General features: G+C 37.5%; 16 protein-coding genes. 9 read left to right on the top strand and 7 right to left on the bottom strand.

Going from position 1 to position 14441, the window contains the following annotated elements:
- Nucleotides 1-44: 44 nt before the first annotated feature.
- The 5 genes from putP to ACTJJF_RS07170 all read left to right on the top strand — a co-directional run bounded on the left by putP (nucleotide 45) and on the right by ACTJJF_RS07170 (nucleotide 4881).
- On the top strand, nucleotides 45-1541 hold the full coding sequence (putP, locus tag ACTJJF_RS07190) for a sodium/proline symporter PutP (protein WP_440699189.1): 1497 nt from the start codon (nucleotides 45-47) through the stop codon (nucleotides 1539-1541).
- A gap of 350 nt (nucleotides 1542-1891) precedes the next feature.
- A complete protein-coding gene (locus ACTJJF_RS07185) occupies nucleotides 1892-2803 on the top strand; it encodes a hypothetical protein (RefSeq protein ID WP_440699188.1) in 912 nt (303 codons plus the stop codon).
- Nucleotides 2790-3425, top strand: coding sequence for an ABC transporter ATP-binding protein (locus ACTJJF_RS07180; protein ID WP_440699187.1), 636 nt, complete (start codon nucleotides 2790-2792; stop codon nucleotides 3423-3425). The genes ACTJJF_RS07185 and ACTJJF_RS07180 overlap by 14 nt, the downstream gene beginning before the upstream one ends.
- A 237-nt stretch (nucleotides 3426-3662) precedes the next feature.
- The gene (locus ACTJJF_RS07175) at nucleotides 3663-4226 is read left to right on the top strand and encodes an AAA family ATPase (RefSeq protein WP_440699186.1); all 564 of its coding nucleotides are present in this window, start codon (nucleotides 3663-3665) and stop codon (nucleotides 4224-4226) included.
- A 94-nt stretch (nucleotides 4227-4320) separates the two neighbouring features.
- Entirely contained in the window at nucleotides 4321-4881 is a 561-nt protein-coding gene (locus tag ACTJJF_RS07170) for a DUF6624 domain-containing protein (protein ID WP_312306098.1), read from the top strand.
- Nucleotides 4882-5031: 150 nt separating this feature from the next.
- On the opposite strand, the gene ACTJJF_RS07165 is transcribed toward ACTJJF_RS07170, so the two are convergent.
- Nucleotides 5032-5364: a nuclear transport factor 2 family protein gene (locus ACTJJF_RS07165; RefSeq protein WP_440699185.1), complete on the bottom strand. Its 333-nt coding sequence runs from the start codon at nucleotides 5362-5364 to the stop codon at nucleotides 5032-5034.
- Between the two features lie 76 nt (nucleotides 5365-5440).
- Nucleotides 5441-6166 (bottom strand): class I SAM-dependent methyltransferase, encoded by a 726-nt coding sequence (locus tag ACTJJF_RS07160; protein ID WP_440699184.1) that lies wholly within the window; start codon nucleotides 6164-6166, stop codon nucleotides 5441-5443.
- 282 nt (nucleotides 6167-6448) lie between these two features.
- Here ACTJJF_RS07160 and ACTJJF_RS07155 point away from each other — a divergent pair, with 282 nt between their 5' ends.
- On the top strand, nucleotides 6449-7210 hold the full coding sequence (locus tag ACTJJF_RS07155; protein ID WP_440699183.1) for a hypothetical protein: 762 nt from the start codon (nucleotides 6449-6451) through the stop codon (nucleotides 7208-7210).
- A 36-nt stretch (nucleotides 7211-7246) separates the two neighbouring features.
- Here ACTJJF_RS07155 and ACTJJF_RS07150 read toward each other — a convergent pair whose 3' ends face one another.
- Together ACTJJF_RS07150 and ACTJJF_RS07145 are read right to left on the bottom strand one after the other, a co-directional pair.
- The gene (locus ACTJJF_RS07150; protein ID WP_440699182.1) at nucleotides 7247-7717 is read right to left on the bottom strand and encodes a tetratricopeptide repeat protein; all 471 of its coding nucleotides are present in this window, start codon (nucleotides 7715-7717) and stop codon (nucleotides 7247-7249) included.
- Between the two features lie 23 nt (nucleotides 7718-7740).
- A complete protein-coding gene (locus ACTJJF_RS07145; protein WP_440699181.1) occupies nucleotides 7741-8388 on the bottom strand; it encodes a tetratricopeptide repeat protein in 648 nt (215 codons plus the stop codon).
- Nucleotides 8389-8571: 183 nt separating this feature from the next.
- On the opposite strand from ACTJJF_RS07145, the gene ACTJJF_RS07140 reads away from it, so the two are divergent.
- From ACTJJF_RS07140 to ACTJJF_RS07130, 3 genes are all read left to right on the top strand, one after another.
- Nucleotides 8572-9075, top strand: a complete 504-nt coding sequence (locus tag ACTJJF_RS07140; RefSeq protein ID WP_440699180.1) for a DinB family protein — start codon at nucleotides 8572-8574, stop codon at nucleotides 9073-9075.
- Nucleotides 9076-9148: 73 nt separating this feature from the next.
- A complete protein-coding gene (locus ACTJJF_RS07135; RefSeq protein ID WP_440699179.1) occupies nucleotides 9149-10918 on the top strand; it encodes a S41 family peptidase in 1770 nt (589 codons plus the stop codon).
- 437 nt (nucleotides 10919-11355) lie between these two features.
- Nucleotides 11356-11850: a hypothetical protein gene (locus tag ACTJJF_RS07130; protein WP_312306113.1), complete on the top strand. Its 495-nt coding sequence runs from the start codon at nucleotides 11356-11358 to the stop codon at nucleotides 11848-11850.
- 138 nt (nucleotides 11851-11988) lie between these two features.
- On the opposite strand, the gene ACTJJF_RS07125 is transcribed toward ACTJJF_RS07130, so the two are convergent.
- The 3 genes from ACTJJF_RS07125 to ACTJJF_RS07115 form a co-directional block, all read right to left on the bottom strand.
- The gene (locus tag ACTJJF_RS07125) at nucleotides 11989-13287 is read right to left on the bottom strand and encodes a hypothetical protein (protein ID WP_440699178.1); all 1299 of its coding nucleotides are present in this window, start codon (nucleotides 13285-13287) and stop codon (nucleotides 11989-11991) included.
- Between the two features lie 80 nt (nucleotides 13288-13367).
- A complete protein-coding gene (locus ACTJJF_RS07120) occupies nucleotides 13368-13787 on the bottom strand; it encodes a hypothetical protein (RefSeq protein ID WP_440699177.1) in 420 nt (139 codons plus the stop codon).
- Nucleotides 13788-13806: 19 nt separating this feature from the next.
- Nucleotides 13807-14355 (bottom strand): GNAT family N-acetyltransferase, encoded by a 549-nt coding sequence (locus ACTJJF_RS07115; RefSeq protein WP_440699176.1) that lies wholly within the window; start codon nucleotides 14353-14355, stop codon nucleotides 13807-13809.
- Nucleotides 14356-14441 lie beyond the last annotated feature (86 nt).

Below are 14441 nucleotides of genomic sequence, written 5' to 3'. Positions count from 1 at the left end.
ACTCATCTGGAAAATGGTTATATTCGGCTTCATAAAAAAATGATATGCAAGTATATGAAGCGGTTTCTGTGGGACTGTACCTGTTGCTGATGATAGGTATAGGCATATATTCTTATAGAAAATCAACAAGTAATTCAGAAGAATTTTTAATAGGCGGGCGGAAAATGGGAGCTGCGGTTACAGCATTGTCTGCCGGTGCTGCCGATATGAGCGGATGGCTCCTGATGGGAGTTCCGGGAGCAATGTATCTGGCCGGGATCTCAAGCTCGTGGATCGCTATAGGCTTAACGATTGGAGCTTATCTCAACTATATTATTGTGGCACCAAGGCTCAGGATTTATACAGAAGTAGCCCAGAATGCCATTACATTACCCGTATTTTTTGAAAACAGGTTTAAAAATAAAAACCACCTGTTAAAAATTACGTCATCTGTTTTTATTCTGGTATTCTTTACACTGTATACCTCTGCAGGAATGGTGTCCGGAGGGAAGCTTTTTGAATCGGCTTTCGGAATGGATTATACCCTTGGTTTACTTCTCACAAGCCTGGTCGTGGTATTGTACACCTTTTTAGGCGGATTCCTGGCGGTGAGCCTTACCGATTTTGTACAGGGGACCATTATGGTGCTGGCGCTGGTAATTGTTCCTATTGTAGCGATTACCCAGATCGGAAGCATAGGGGAGACTTTTTCATTGATTGAAGCGAAAGACCCCAAATACCTGGACCTGTTCAGAGGAACAACAACCGTAAGTATTGTCTCTTTGCTGGCCTGGGGCTTAGGATACTGCGGGCAGCCCCATATTCTGGTACGTTTTATGGCAATTGATAAACCTAAAGACCTGGTTAAAGCAAGAAGAATCGGGATTACCTGGATGATCTTTACAGTTGCCGGAGCATTGGCTATAGGTCTGGTAGGAATTGCTTACCTGCAGAAATTTGATATGGAAACGATGCTGAAGTTTGATGGTTCCAAGACCGAAGCCGAAACTATTTTCATTTATTTCTCCCGTATTTTGTTCCATCCGTTTATTGCAGGTTTCCTTCTTACGGCGATTCTGGCTGCGGTGATGAGTACTATTTCTTCCCAGTTACTGGTAACTTCAAGTTCATTAACCGAAGATATTTATAAAGCTTTTCTGAATAAAAAAGCAACCCCAAAACAATTGCTGACTGCCAGCAGAATTTCAGTTTTGGTAGTTGCTGTTATTGCTGTTCTGTTATCACTGAACCCTAAAGACAGCATCCTTAACCTGGTAGGAAATGCCTGGGCAGGCTTTGGTTCAGCATTCGGTCCGCTGATTCTATTGTCACTGTTATGGAAAAAAACAACCTGGCAGGGTGGCTTTGCAGGAATGCTGGTAGGGGGAATAACGGTATTGGCATGGGTATATCTTCAGCATCCGATGAAAGACTGGTATGAAATAATCCCCGGATTTAGCCTTTCATTAATCACCAATATTATTGTTTCTCTGTTAACCTATAAACCTGATTCAGTGATTGAAAGTGAATTTGATGAAATGGAAAAAATAATGCAGGAATAAACTGATATTCTGACCACTCCGTGATAAAACAAACCCTTGCCGTTGAGCGAGGGTTTATTATTTTTTAATTCGAAAGCAAAGAAAGCTCAGGGATTAATTTACATTCTATTGGACTTTAGTGGCTTAAAAAATAGAATATTTCTATATTGTGAGGAGATTTTAATTAAAAATAAGGCTTATTATTGGGAGAATTCTCCTCTCTTTAAAATTTTGGAAGATTGAAGATCTGTTTACCCTGTTATAACAATACAACGCAGCTGTATATCATAAAAACAGTTAAATAATCCCCGGTTATTCCTGAATAAGTTGGCAAATTCATATTATTGTAGAAGAGAATATCAGGATCCCTTTTGAAAAAACTAATCAATCATTTAAAATTCAGAGTCAGCCAGAGTTTCAGACTCTTAAACCTTACTCCAAGGGCAAGTATACCGGCGTTACTTATTTTCATTGTTCTAATAGTAATGAAGCTTCCGGAAAATTATTACTACCCGCCCTTATTTTTTATACTCACACTGCTGTTTCATTACGAAAGGAAAGATATTCCTTTTCTGAAAAAAGTCTTTGTCAGCAGCTGGAGAGGGGTTATTGTACTTGAGGCGGCATGCATTTTCAGTATTTTACTGTTTGGAAATATTCATTATCAATTTGAAAAAACAGGATTAGGTTCCTTTCTCCTGATCGCTTTATTAGGGTTTCTGACACCCGGTGCGGTAACTTTACCAGCCTGGAAATGGAACTTTATTCCTGAAGATTTGTTTGAATGGAAAAGCTTTTTTAGAAAAAACAGCTGGATGGCAGTTTTAGGATGGATGATTGTTCTGCTTTCCTGCTACCATCCGGCATCATTAATTCTTGCAGGAGTTTTTGCCCTTGATTATGTATCCCATATCTATGAACCTAATGAAAATAAAGAAATGCTGGAAATGTATTTCAGGAAATATACTTTAAAAGAGAAGCTCAGAAGGAATTCATTATTTTTCAATGGACTGCTTTTACCTGCCTATTGTCTGTTTATGATCCTGAATCCGGCTGAAAGCCTGTATGTGCTGTATTATTTTGCTTTTATGAATCTTTATTTCTTACTGATTCTCACCAGAAAATACAAAAAATACCACTATAAAGAAAAGAACAATTATTACAATATGGGCGTTTACTTTGAATACTTCATTTGCAGTATGACCGTTATTCCTGCCATACTGCTGCTGAAAAACAATATAAAAGACGCTGAACAAAATATCAGAACCTATGCTGGAGATTAAAAACATCAATGTTGAATTTAAAAACCAAAAAGTATTAAACGATCTTCATTTATCCATAGAAGAAGGCTGTATATTGGGAGTACTCGGAAAAAACGGAGCAGGGAAGACCACTTTATTTGAATCATTATACCAAAGTCTGAAATTCTCAGGAAACATTACCTGGAAAAATGAACGTTTACAGCGGAAAATGATTTCTTATCTTGAAACCGAAAATTATTTTTATCCTTACATCACAGGCGAAGAGTATCTGGCCTATTTTACTTCAGGAAAAGAAGCTGAAATCATAGAAATCATCCAAAAATTCAACCTTCCGCTCAAAAAATATGTGCAGTATTATTCCAGTGGAATGAAGAAAAAGTTGGCTCTTATAGGAATGCTGATGCTGGATAAACCGATTAATATTCTGGACGAGCCTTTCAACGGAGTAGATTTTGAAGGAGTTCATATTCTGTACGATATCATCAGACAGTTGAAATCTGAGAATAAAATAGTGATTGTAAGTTCTCATATCATCGAAACCCTTTTTCATACCTGCGATAAAATAGCGGTGCTGCAGAACGGTAAAATTGCAATCATATATGATAAAGAAGACTTCGGTCAGCTGACTACACTTAAATTTTAAAATTCTTAAAATAGTATCGATACTTAGAGCTTCAATTATTCTTCTGATAGTAATGTGATTTGTTTACATTTGAGAACCGGATTCCTGCATCAAATTTTGTTGAAAAAACAGAATATTTTGATCTTACAATGAAGTGCGGATACTGTAAGAGAAAAGTTTTTAGGTTGGTCTCTGGTTGATTACAGTGTGCTTTTCCATCTTGATAATTTTTATTGTCTTTCATATAAACCATTCAAAATGAAATATAAAACCTACCCGCTATACATCATCACCGGTGGTCCCGGAGCCGGAAAAACAACTCTTCTGAATGCGCTGGAAAGTATTGGCTATCTTACCGTTCCGGAAGAAGGACGGAGAATCATCAAAGAACAGATTCTGATAAATGGAGAAGGGCTGCCATGGATGAACAAAAGACTTTTTGCGAAGCTGATGTTTGAAGCCTCTGTAAAAAACTATCAGAAAATCATAGAATGCGGCAGTTCCGGAACCGTTTTCTTTGACCGTGGAATATTGGATACTGTTGGATATCTCAGATTGGAAAATATTCCTGTTCCTGAGGAAATGAAAATAATAGCCCGGGAAATGATCTATCATAAGAATGTATTTATTCTTCCGCCCTGGAGAGAAATCTATGAAAATGATCCTGAAAGAAAACAAGATTTTGATCAAGCTACCGCCACTTACAATCATATGAAAGAAATCTATCTGGAATATGGTTATCATCTGAATGAAGTCCCTGAAGCCCCGGTTGAAAAAAGAGCAGAATTTATCCTTGAGATCATTGAAGCCGGTTCATACTGAATTGAATATTTTATAACTTGTACCATTAAAAGTAATAAATATTGCAGACAGAGGTACACAGAGTTCCTGAATATCTGATCAAAAAATAATAAAAATGAATGACAGACTGGCAAAAGAACTGACAGAACTTGCAGATCATGATTTAGCTATAAGAGAAGAGCTGTTGGCTGCAGGAAAACTTTCAGAAGGCTATCATCCCGTAATGGAAAAAGTTCATCGGGAAAATGCAGAACGGCTTCGGGAAATTATTGCAGAAATAGGTTTTCCTACCATTTCAAAAGTAGGTGAGATGGGAAGTGATGCTGCCTGGCTGATCATCCAGCATTCCATTGGTGAACCTGATTTTATGAAACAATGCTATCGGATGATGGAAGAACATTCCGGTGATATAAATCCAAAAAACAAAGCCTATCTACATGACAGAATAAAGTTTTTTGAAAGCAAACCTCAAAAATACGGCACCCAGTTGACAGCCAATGGTGTCCCTTTCCCGGTAGAAAATAAAGAACAACTGAATAAAGAAAGGAAAAAGGCCAATCTTCATGAATTCTCTCAGGAAGAAATCAACAGCATTCCTGAACCGGATCGTATTCCTGAAATAGAGGCCGATGACAATGGATACACAGCCTGGCGAAAGAAAGTAGGCTGGCTCTGAAAGGAAACGAATAGCTGCTTCAGCTTAAGATCTTCCAGTCTTGTGAAAACAAGGGAACATCGTGCATAAAAAATCTATAGATGAGATAAATAATTTGAATGACTCGGGCGTTCCGAAGGAACGCCCGAGTCATTGATATCTGATCAGAAATTAATCTAATAATGGTCTTGGATCAAATAATACTTTAAATGTATGGATCTTCCCGTCTGTGATATGATACCATCCGGCAGCCTGCAGGGTTTTCTTTCCCATATCAATATCATACCAGATGCATACATCTTCTCCGGATCTGAAGGTCTGAATAATCTTGTATTTGAATTTCATTTTCTTCATGTCATTGATATAGACAGAAGCTCCGTCTCTGGTTCCCATTACTCCTATGAATTTAAAATCAGCATCAAGACAGCTTTCTGCCTTATCAAACTCTTCCTCATTCAGATAATGAATAAATTGTTCTGCTACATTTTCGGTTGTATTGCTCATAATATTGTTTTTTATTTCAACAAAATTAGCTGATCAGTATCTTTTCTTTTTGTGATTATCGTCACAAAATAACAGGTTAATTTTTTTTACTATTCATGATCACAATAGGAGGGCGGTGTAAATGTTGCTGAAAATCAGGGCGAAGTTTCAAAAGTTCCTGATCAGGACTTGGTTCTTTCAGGTTTTTCAATACCAACCCTGCAGATAAAATCGCTTCGACTATAGTACTTAATGAATGATGGTATTTTTCTACTCCTTCTACCAGCCAATTCTGTTTTCTGAGACCTTCTTCAGAGTAGCGGTTCATGAGCGGGTAATTTTCACCATCAGGATCTTTCCACGGTTTCAATGTTGCTGTACATACCGGATGTTCCATCGAAAATAAAAACTGTCCGCCAGGTTTTAAACTGTCTGCAACTTTTTGGAAAAGTGAAGTAAGATCATCAATATAGTGTAACGTCATTGAACTTATGACCAGATCAAACCTGTTGTTACCGAAATCAAAATCTTCAAGGGCAGAACATACCCAGTCAACTTTTGGAGATGAAATCCTTTTTTGCGCCTCACTGAGCATTTTTTGAGAAATATCCAACCCTGTAATCTTCATGGGTTTCTGTTGTAATAGTGACAAAATCTGATGCCCAAGGCCGCAGCCCATATCAAGAACGGTTTTGTCCTGAACAGGAATCAACAGGTTTCTCATCGCTGGCTGTTCCAACAATTCATTCAGCCCTTTATCCCCATCACGGAGCGCTTTGTAACCGGCGAAAAAATCCGGATTGTCATAAATATTCTGCTTCATAATCTGCTTCTGTTTAAATGGATAATAGTGGGAGTGAAAAGCTAATGTTTTCAAATACCGGTTTTCAATACCGATAGAAAATTTAAATTCGGTTTAAATTACAAAAAATGAATGATAGAAACAGAAAAAGTTGTATTTATGTCCAAAAGACTTTTTAAATAGTTATTAAGTGCAGGCGGGCAATATTTTTGTAAGCTGACATTATTTAATAAGCAATAAGCAATAAGCAATAAGCAATAAGCAATAAGCAATAACCAAAACTGCAGGATAGAATAAAATAATATGAAAAATAGAAATTACAGTTGGCTGGCCGCATTCTCACTTATGGTGGTTTGTAGCTGTTCCAAAGCGGATAAAAAGGAAAAGTTACCACAGAATCAAAAAAACGAAACTGCGGTGGAAGCTCCTGTACAGGCAAAACCATCTGAGGAAACGAAAAAAGAAATCATTGATTTTGTTCCGGAAGGATATGCACTTTTCGAAAAATCATTCGGAGATCTCAATAAGGATGGCGTGAAAGACTGCATCCTTATTATCAAGAAAGTTGACCCTAAAAATATTGTTAATGATGAGAATCGTGGTAAGCTAGATCGTAATCGTCGCGGAATTATTGTTCTCTTCAAAACAGATGAAGGATATCAGCCGGCATCAGAAAACTACAGCTGCTTTTCTTCGGAAAATGAAGAAGGAGGAGTGTATTATGCTCCCGAGTTAATGGTATACGAAGAAAAAGGCAATCTTAATATTCATTATGCCCATGGAAGATATGGCTATTGGAAGTACACTTTCAGATATCAGAATTCCGATTTTGAACTGATTGGTTATGATAACAGCTCAAATACAGGACCTGTTGTCAACAGTACCACCAGCATCAATTTTTCTACGAAGAAAATGCTTACACAGGAAAATACCAATGAAGCTGCAGACAGCGGAGAAGAAGTGTTCGAAAAAAAATGGACGAATATTAAAATAGATAAGTTGTATAAACTCTCGGAAATTAAAGATTTTGACGAACTGGAAATGTGGTCGATGTACCGGGAATAGCTCCCGGGATCTTTGTAGTATCATTCAATGCTGTTTCTATTTTGTTCCTGCTAACGCTGATATTCTCCCTTTTGCATAATCAATCTGCTGCTTTTCTTTTGCCTGATCAGGTTTGTTTCTAAGGTACAGCTGATAATAGGTGACGGCATTTTTAGGCTGTTTAAGGTTGAGGTCGTAAAGAAGTCCCAGGCGGTAATAGATGATGTTGCTCTCACCAAAAGTAAGACCTCTTTTATAAGCGTTTAGTGCTTCATGATACTGATTTTTATCTTCATAAATACCTGCCAGTGCGGCGTAGTATACTGTTGTATGGTCTGAAATAGCTTCGTCAATGGTTTTTTGGGCATAGATTGCCGCTTTGTCATAATCTTTCAGTTCACGATAGCTCAGGGCCATATAATATAATGTACCTTCATTCTGCACACCGAGGTCTTCCAGTATTTTATACATGTTGGCACACTTCTGATAATCTTTCAGATAAAAATAAGCCTGCCCAAGATCATTCATGACATTGGCATCAGCATTTATTTTCAGTAGTTTTTCACCCGTTGTAATGACTTCGATATATTTCCCCAGCTGATTAGATACGGGCAGCTGAGCCTGCTGTAATGTGAAATTTTCCGGATCAGCACTGATGGCTGTTTGTAATACATCATAAGCCTGCTGGTATTGCTTAAGCTCACGGTAACCATAGAAAGATCATAAGCCACATCCGGATCGGTTGCCTTCAGCGCATTGGCTTTTTTTAGAAATCTGAGTTTGGCATCTGAAGTATCTTCATAAGCTGCCAGCTGTTTATAGGCGTTAAAATTCATACTGTCCAGTCTGATGATCTGCTGAAGATAAGATTTCGCTTTGGCTGCATTTCCCCTTCTGGAATTGATGCTTACCAGACTGAATAAAGTTGATGGATTGTCAGGCTGTATTTCGTTGATTTTCAAATAACCTTTTTCTGCTTCCGGAAGCTTTCCTGCCATCATATTGCAGTAGGCGATCTGGCTCAGCGCTTTGATATCCTGTGTGTCGTCTGTATAGATGCTTTGAAGATATTTTGCAGCATCTTCATAACGCTGATTTTCATAGTATTCAAGTAATTTTTCAGTGTTGATTTTTGCGGACTGGCCAGTCATAGTTCCGAAACTCAACAGCAGCATAAGCAGTGTTATCCAGGTTTTCATCATGGTTATTTTTCACTAAAATATCAGATATTTGATAAGCTGCCAAATTTTAACAGCAATTATTAGGGATTTTCTATATCTAAATTGTTTTTTATGGAAATTAAATCCCGTTTTAAGATTTCTTATCTTCACAGGAAGAAATAAATGGCAGTTCACGATTGATGATTATTAAAAACGAAATACATGGAAATAAAATCAGTAAAATCTTTTATCGATTATTATGAGAAAATAAGGGAAAGAACAAACCGGATCATTGAAGTAGTTCCCCCTGAGCATATTGATTTTTCCTATAAACCAGGAAAATTTACCATTGGGGATCAGATCAGGCATATTGCCGCTATTGAACGGTATATGTATGGCGAAACCATTTCAGGAAGAAAAAGTGCCTACCCTGGATGTGGAAAAGAGCTGGCCGACGGCTATGATGAAACGGTACAGTTTTTTAATGAAATGCACAGGCAGACCCTGGAAATCATCAATGCCATTTCTGATGAAGACCTTACCCGTAAATGCTTAACGCCTGCCAACAATGAGATTTCAATCTGGAAATGGCTTCGGGCAATGATAGAACACGAAATTCATCACAGGGCGGAAATCTATATTTACCTGAACCTGCTTGATGTAAAAACACCTCAGATCTATGGCTTTTCTGCAGAAGAAGTACAGGATATGAGTGTAAAACTATAGTGTAGAAAGTAGGTTTCAGGGATCATAAGATCGGTTGAGGTTAATTTGTATATTAGCCGATTAAAAATTAACAATGACCAAACCCTTTATCATCCCACTTTTACTGCTGATGAATACCGCTTATGCGCAGACCGGTTTAGAACTGAAACCGGGAGATACCCTGAAATATACACCAAAATCCGACAGATCCGTGTGGATATCGGTAGAGTCAGGTGATGCCAATCTTGGAGTATCATTATTCATGGATGGCAAAAAAATAAAGGAACAGGATGATTCCAGAGGAATTAAAAGTGTTGAACGCTTATATTTTTCTCCGGAGAAAGGTAAAAAATATGAATTTAAAATCTGGGCTAAATCCTATCTTGAGAAAGCCAAAGTCGCTAAAGTATCCGTTACCGAATCCAAAGTTTTGCCAGTTCTGAAAGACCAGATCACTTCAGGGCAGTTTGTAGAAGACCTTCATACCTTCCGCACCATCAGGGAAAAGGTAAATTCCGGATTATACGTATACAGAACCAGGAAAGAGATAGACAGTATGTATCAGCTCGCAGAAAAAGAAGCCGCAAACTGTAAAAGCATCTTTGACTTTTATAAGGTAATTGCCAGACTTACCGGATTTGAAGGCAGCTGCCATAATTATACGGATCTGCCCAATCATGCTTCCTATTATCTGACCCAGAAGCCGGAATATCTGCCGGTTACTTTAAAAAATATTGACGGACGCCTGCTGCAGGATTCAAAAGATATAGCTGTACCTCTTGGTGCTGAAATTCTGTATGTTAACGGAGTTTCTGCCAAAGAAATGATCACCCGCTTTTCACAATACTATTTTTCTGACGGATATTCAATGCCTTATAAAGAAATTACAGGTTTTGAAAGAGGGATGCTGGATAAGTTTTATATTGAATTCGGAACCCACAAAAATTATGTGATCCGCTATCAATGGAACGGGAAAGAGAATGAAGTTTCCCTGCCCGGAATATCTCTGGAAAACTTTAAAAAACTTCAGGAATCAAGACATTCGCTTACCTTCGATAAAAAACTGCTTTCCGAAAAATACAGCTTTACAAAAGAAAGAGAGGGAACTTACCGTCTGTCATTGAGAGGTTTTGACTTTGCAACCGGAAAGGAAGATTCTGCCTATAAAAAATTCAGTACTTTTCTTGACCGGATGATGGATACGCTGGAAAGAGAGAAAATACAAAACCTGATTGTTGACCTGAGAGGGAATACCGGAGGCACAGGAGCTCTTTATGAGAAAGTTTTCTCTTATCTTACACAGAGGCCATTCCGGGACAGCCATTATGCTTATACAAAGTTTAATGAAGTTCCTCTGGAAGAAAAGCTGGTCATCACTCCGCTTTTCCTTACCAATGGAGTAACCGATAAAAATGGACTGAATGCCTATCTTAAATCATTATATCCCAAAGCCATCCAGGAAAAATACTACTGGGCAGATGATAAGAACCCTTCAATTCTGCCGAACGAAAAAACTTTCCAAGGCCAGCTTTATTTGTTGGTTGACCACCGTGTTGCTTCAGCAGCTTCACATCTGGCTTCACTGATAAAATCGTATACCAATGCCATTGTTATAGGAAAAGAAACTGTTGGAGGCTATTATGAGCACAACGGGCATCTTCCGCTTGTCTATGAACTTCCCAATACAGGAATTCAGACCGGATTTTCTATTGTTCACGTGATTCAGGATGCTCAGAATCTTCCGGATCAGAAGAAAGGTCAGGGAATTATTCCCCATATTGAAGTTCATCAGACTGATCAGGAATTTTTGGACCAGACTGATGTTTACCTGAAGAAAGCTCTGGAGCTCAAGAAAAAACAATAAAATCATAAAATAAAGGTTTCACTCACTGGTAGTGAAACCTTTGTGGTAAATATGATCTTTTACTTGAATCGGAATTTATTAAAATGCTAATTTGAGTATAATATTTTCTACTATTAAAGGGTGATCTATTTATTATTTACTATGGATTTTACAAAAGTATTAATGTTAAGTCTTTGAGAATTCAGTATTTATTTCTCCGGACAGTGGGTAGAAATGCAGGTTGTTTTTTTTGAGATAATTTTATAGTGGTCTGATGTTTAGTGTGTTTCTTGTTGATCTTCAGATTCATGAATGTAGAGTTATTGTGTAAAAGTCGTAGAACTACTACAAATTTTCAGATTGATGCCGGAAAATTTTTTGAAAATCAATTCCCGTTTTATATTTGTTATACCATCACATTATTATAAAAAATTAACCAAATCCAATCTCAATATATTATGAAAAAAATATTCTCAGAAATGAAAGGTTTTGTGATTTACAGCCCGGAACTTTTATCGAAATACCTGCAGGAATATAACCTGCCCGGTAATAATATCTTAAAATATTTTGTTGAAAACGAACATGGTGATGAAATAACAAAATCCGGAATTGCAATCCCGATCATAGGAGTGGAAGAAGACTATTATTCTTTTCAGATATCTACAGGCGAAGAATATATTCTGGATCATAGCGAAGTTGAAGCACAATCTACAGGGTGGATCTTCCAGACCAGCAATAATGAGGTGCGGGTAGTGGGGATCGGTTATTTGAAAGATATCACTTTGATCAGTGATGACAACAGCATTATCCTTCCTCTGGAAAACGGATGGTATTCTTTGAAAATACGTGCCGGAAGAAAAAACGGTGAGCGGCTGTTTGAGCTGAATATGCAGAAACAGGATTTCAGACCTGATTTCAAAGGCGATGTTACCTCTGAATACTATTACGGATAACCTTTTGATGTACTAAGGTTGTCTCCTGACAAAATATTATTCTGGAAAAAATATAAATGGAATCTGTCTCAAAGCTGATGATTAGGCTAATATCGTAGCCTGTTAATGCATTATTGGGACAGCCTGTTTCTTATTCGATTATTTTACAGGCTTCTTTAATTTATAATTTCCGCTTGTCTGATCTTTTTCTATCGTGTAGCCGTTGCTGAGTTCCAGAGTCCAGCCATCTCCGGATATTTTTTTATCTGTTGTCTGGGTAGGATTGGATATGGAAATTTTATCCCAGTTTGGGCTCATCAATGCTCCGTTTTCAACTGTCAGGATGCCCCATTTATCTGTCACCCTGATGTTAGGATACACCGTACCTTTATCTTCTATCGGTACAATATTCCTTGGATCAAAAGAGATATTCATTTTCTCAAATTTGATCTCAAAATGCGGCTGATCAATGAATTTAAGCGTATACTCAGCAATCAGTTTTTTTGTTTTTTCTTCTCTTTCCGTTTCTTCTTCAATGATCACTCTTCCGTTATAAACATCAGCCCGGTTGCTGGCAGCTTCTTTTAAACCGTCAGGAATTTTGATCCGGAATGCTTTCACAAAATAATCCGTCAGATCGGTTGTGTCAGAAATTTTCCTGTTCCAGCTTTTATTTTTGGTATGCAGCAGATATCCATAGACCGGAGTTGTATGATAAGCAAATGAACGTACAAAGGTGGGTTTTTTTAAAAACTCGTCGATTCCGCTCGTGAGAAATTGGGGCATCTGTGCTTTGCTTCTTCCGCTGAACATGGCTCCTGTAAACTCAGCAATTCCTTCATTAAGCTCCAGCAAATTTTCAGTGGTATTTGAGTTCTTGTAAAGCGAATGCCTGTATTTTCTGAACATCAGAGCGTTAGTCAGATGCTTTTGTATTTCTTTTTCTGATGATGACTGAACTGCTTTCTTCAATGCCTCCATTTCCAGGCGGAGGTAGATTCTTCCGTCTTTCTGGTCCAGATGATTATTTTCAGCGTTGCTGAGCGTAAAACCTAATGAAGGCTGTATGCTATGAAACGACTCATGAGCCAGTAAATTGAGCCTGTTTTCCTTATCTTGAGGAAGCGGAAGCATGATCATTGCCCATCTTTTTCCATTCCAGTTGATTGCTGTATTGGCAATATTGATCTTATCCTGTAAAATCCCTGAATAGACATTTCCGGTAAGCTTTAACAGACCTTCAGTGTCAGGTTCATTGGCAAAAATTTCCCTTGTTTTAGGATCAACCAAAAGCATGGGGCCATATAAATCTTTATTCCATAACCCGGTATTCTGCTTTGAAGCTGTTTTTATTTCATCAAAAAAAACAGGAATGTTATCATAGGGTTTATGTTGTTCCTGAGCGATTGCGTTTTTTGTCAATAAAAGAAATGCAGTTATTAAAACAGTCTGTCTCATCGTAAATTTTTCTTTAGAATATGGTTTATAGTTTAAAATGCCTTGCTTTCGGGCGGTCCGAATATCTTAAAATTTTTTGTTTATCTCTTATAAATCTGTTTGATAAAACCCGCTGTCAGAATACATCCTGTTGTAGTCATTAAAATGTCGTAAAAATCCATCGGGCTTCCCATAAAGTATTGAATGATTTCCCAAATAATTAACCCGACAAAAGTAAAAAAAGTGGAGAACATCAGTTTTTTATTGAATGAACTGTCAGTCTGGAAAATCAATTTATAGTAAATGAAAAATACGGCACAAAATCCTGTTGCAGCAAAGAAATTGGGTAAAGTACCCTGGAGAAAATCAATGGCAGGAGAGAGCTGTAAATGTTTTGCTCTAAACCATTTCAGAATAAAAACAGCCGACATGGAAATTATTCCCCAATACCAGATCAGTTTTAATTTTCGATCGGTTTTTATATTGGATCTTATCTCATTTTTAATTTCATTAAAAGCCATCCTTGTTATTTTGAATAATTTATCTGTTTAATTTTGAATAAATGACCGTATCGATGAATTTTCCGTCATAAAATTCATTTTCTTTAAAATGTCCTTCCTTTATAAATCCGCATTTCTCCAGTACTCTTGCAGAAGCTATATTCTCAGGATCAATAAGCGCCTCAATTGAATGAAGTTCCATAGCAGAAAAACCATAATCCACCACAAGATTAATAGCCTCTGTGACATAGCCTTTTCCCTGATAACCGGGAAGCAGCATATAACCTATTTCTGCCCGGTAATGCTCCGGTTTAATATGATAATATCCTATTGTACCAATCATTTTAGAATCATCTTTTAGCGTTATGGCCCAATTGATAAGCTTATTGCTGCTGATTTTCTCCTCGATTATTCTTAGGTGTTCCGAAATCTCTTCAAGATTGGCAGCCGGTGGCTTAGGAATATATTGCATTATCTGAGGATCGGAACGTAAGGCAAAGAGCTCATGAATATCATTGGAGTCAGCACGCCGCAGTTTTAATCTTTCCGTTTCCAGCTCCGGAAATGTTGAGAAATCTATTGTAAGCATTATTAGTTTTGTATTTCGGTAAAGTTATAAAACTTTTCCACTGGCTGCTTCACAATATGGGATGATTAAAGAAATATTTTAAATTA

The sequence above is a fragment of the Chryseobacterium sp. 22458 genome, from assembly GCF_052044975.1.
GTDB lineage: Bacteria > Bacteroidota > Bacteroidia > Flavobacteriales > Weeksellaceae > Chryseobacterium.
The sequence above is the reverse complement of the archived record's forward strand: the minus strand, read 5'-3'. Positions and strand labels throughout refer to the sequence as shown.

Excerpts from the sequence above, each read along its gene's own strand:
- ACTJJF_RS07165 (WP_440699185.1), bottom strand. The coding sequence starts at position 5,364 with ATGAGCAATACAACCGAAAATGTAGCAGAACAATTTATTCATTATCTG.
- ACTJJF_RS07160 (WP_440699184.1), bottom strand. The coding sequence starts at position 6,166 with ATGAAGCAGAATATTTATGACAATCCGGATTTTTTCGCCGGTTACAAA.
- ACTJJF_RS07145 (WP_440699181.1), bottom strand. The coding sequence starts at position 8,388 with ATGAAAACCTGGATAACACTGCTTATGCTGCTGTTGAGTTTCGGAACT.
- ACTJJF_RS07155 (WP_440699183.1), top strand. The coding sequence starts at position 6,449 with ATGAAAAATAGAAATTACAGTTGGCTGGCCGCATTCTCACTTATGGTG.
- ACTJJF_RS07175 (WP_440699186.1), top strand. The coding sequence starts at position 3,663 with ATGAAATATAAAACCTACCCGCTATACATCATCACCGGTGGTCCCGGA.
- ACTJJF_RS07130 (WP_312306113.1), top strand. The coding sequence starts at position 11,356 with ATGAAAAAAATATTCTCAGAAATGAAAGGTTTTGTGATTTACAGCCCG.
- ACTJJF_RS07150 (WP_440699182.1), bottom strand. The coding sequence starts at position 7,717 with ATGAATGATCTTGGGCAGGCTTATTTTTATCTGAAAGATTATCAGAAG.
- ACTJJF_RS07115 (WP_440699176.1), bottom strand. The coding sequence starts at position 14,355 with ATGCTTACAATAGATTTCTCAACATTTCCGGAGCTGGAAACGGAAAGA.
- ACTJJF_RS07180 (WP_440699187.1), top strand. The coding sequence starts at position 2,790 with ATGCTGGAGATTAAAAACATCAATGTTGAATTTAAAAACCAAAAAGTA.
- ACTJJF_RS07120 (WP_440699177.1), bottom strand. The coding sequence starts at position 13,787 with ATGGCTTTTAATGAAATTAAAAATGAGATAAGATCCAATATAAAAACC.
- ACTJJF_RS07135 (WP_440699179.1), top strand. The coding sequence starts at position 9,149 with ATGACCAAACCCTTTATCATCCCACTTTTACTGCTGATGAATACCGCT.
- putP (WP_440699189.1), top strand. The coding sequence starts at position 45 with ATGCAAGTATATGAAGCGGTTTCTGTGGGACTGTACCTGTTGCTGATG.
- ACTJJF_RS07140 (WP_440699180.1), top strand. The coding sequence starts at position 8,572 with ATGGAAATAAAATCAGTAAAATCTTTTATCGATTATTATGAGAAAATA.
- ACTJJF_RS07170 (WP_312306098.1), top strand. The coding sequence starts at position 4,321 with ATGAATGACAGACTGGCAAAAGAACTGACAGAACTTGCAGATCATGAT.
- ACTJJF_RS07125 (WP_440699178.1), bottom strand. The coding sequence starts at position 13,287 with ATGAGACAGACTGTTTTAATAACTGCATTTCTTTTATTGACAAAAAAC.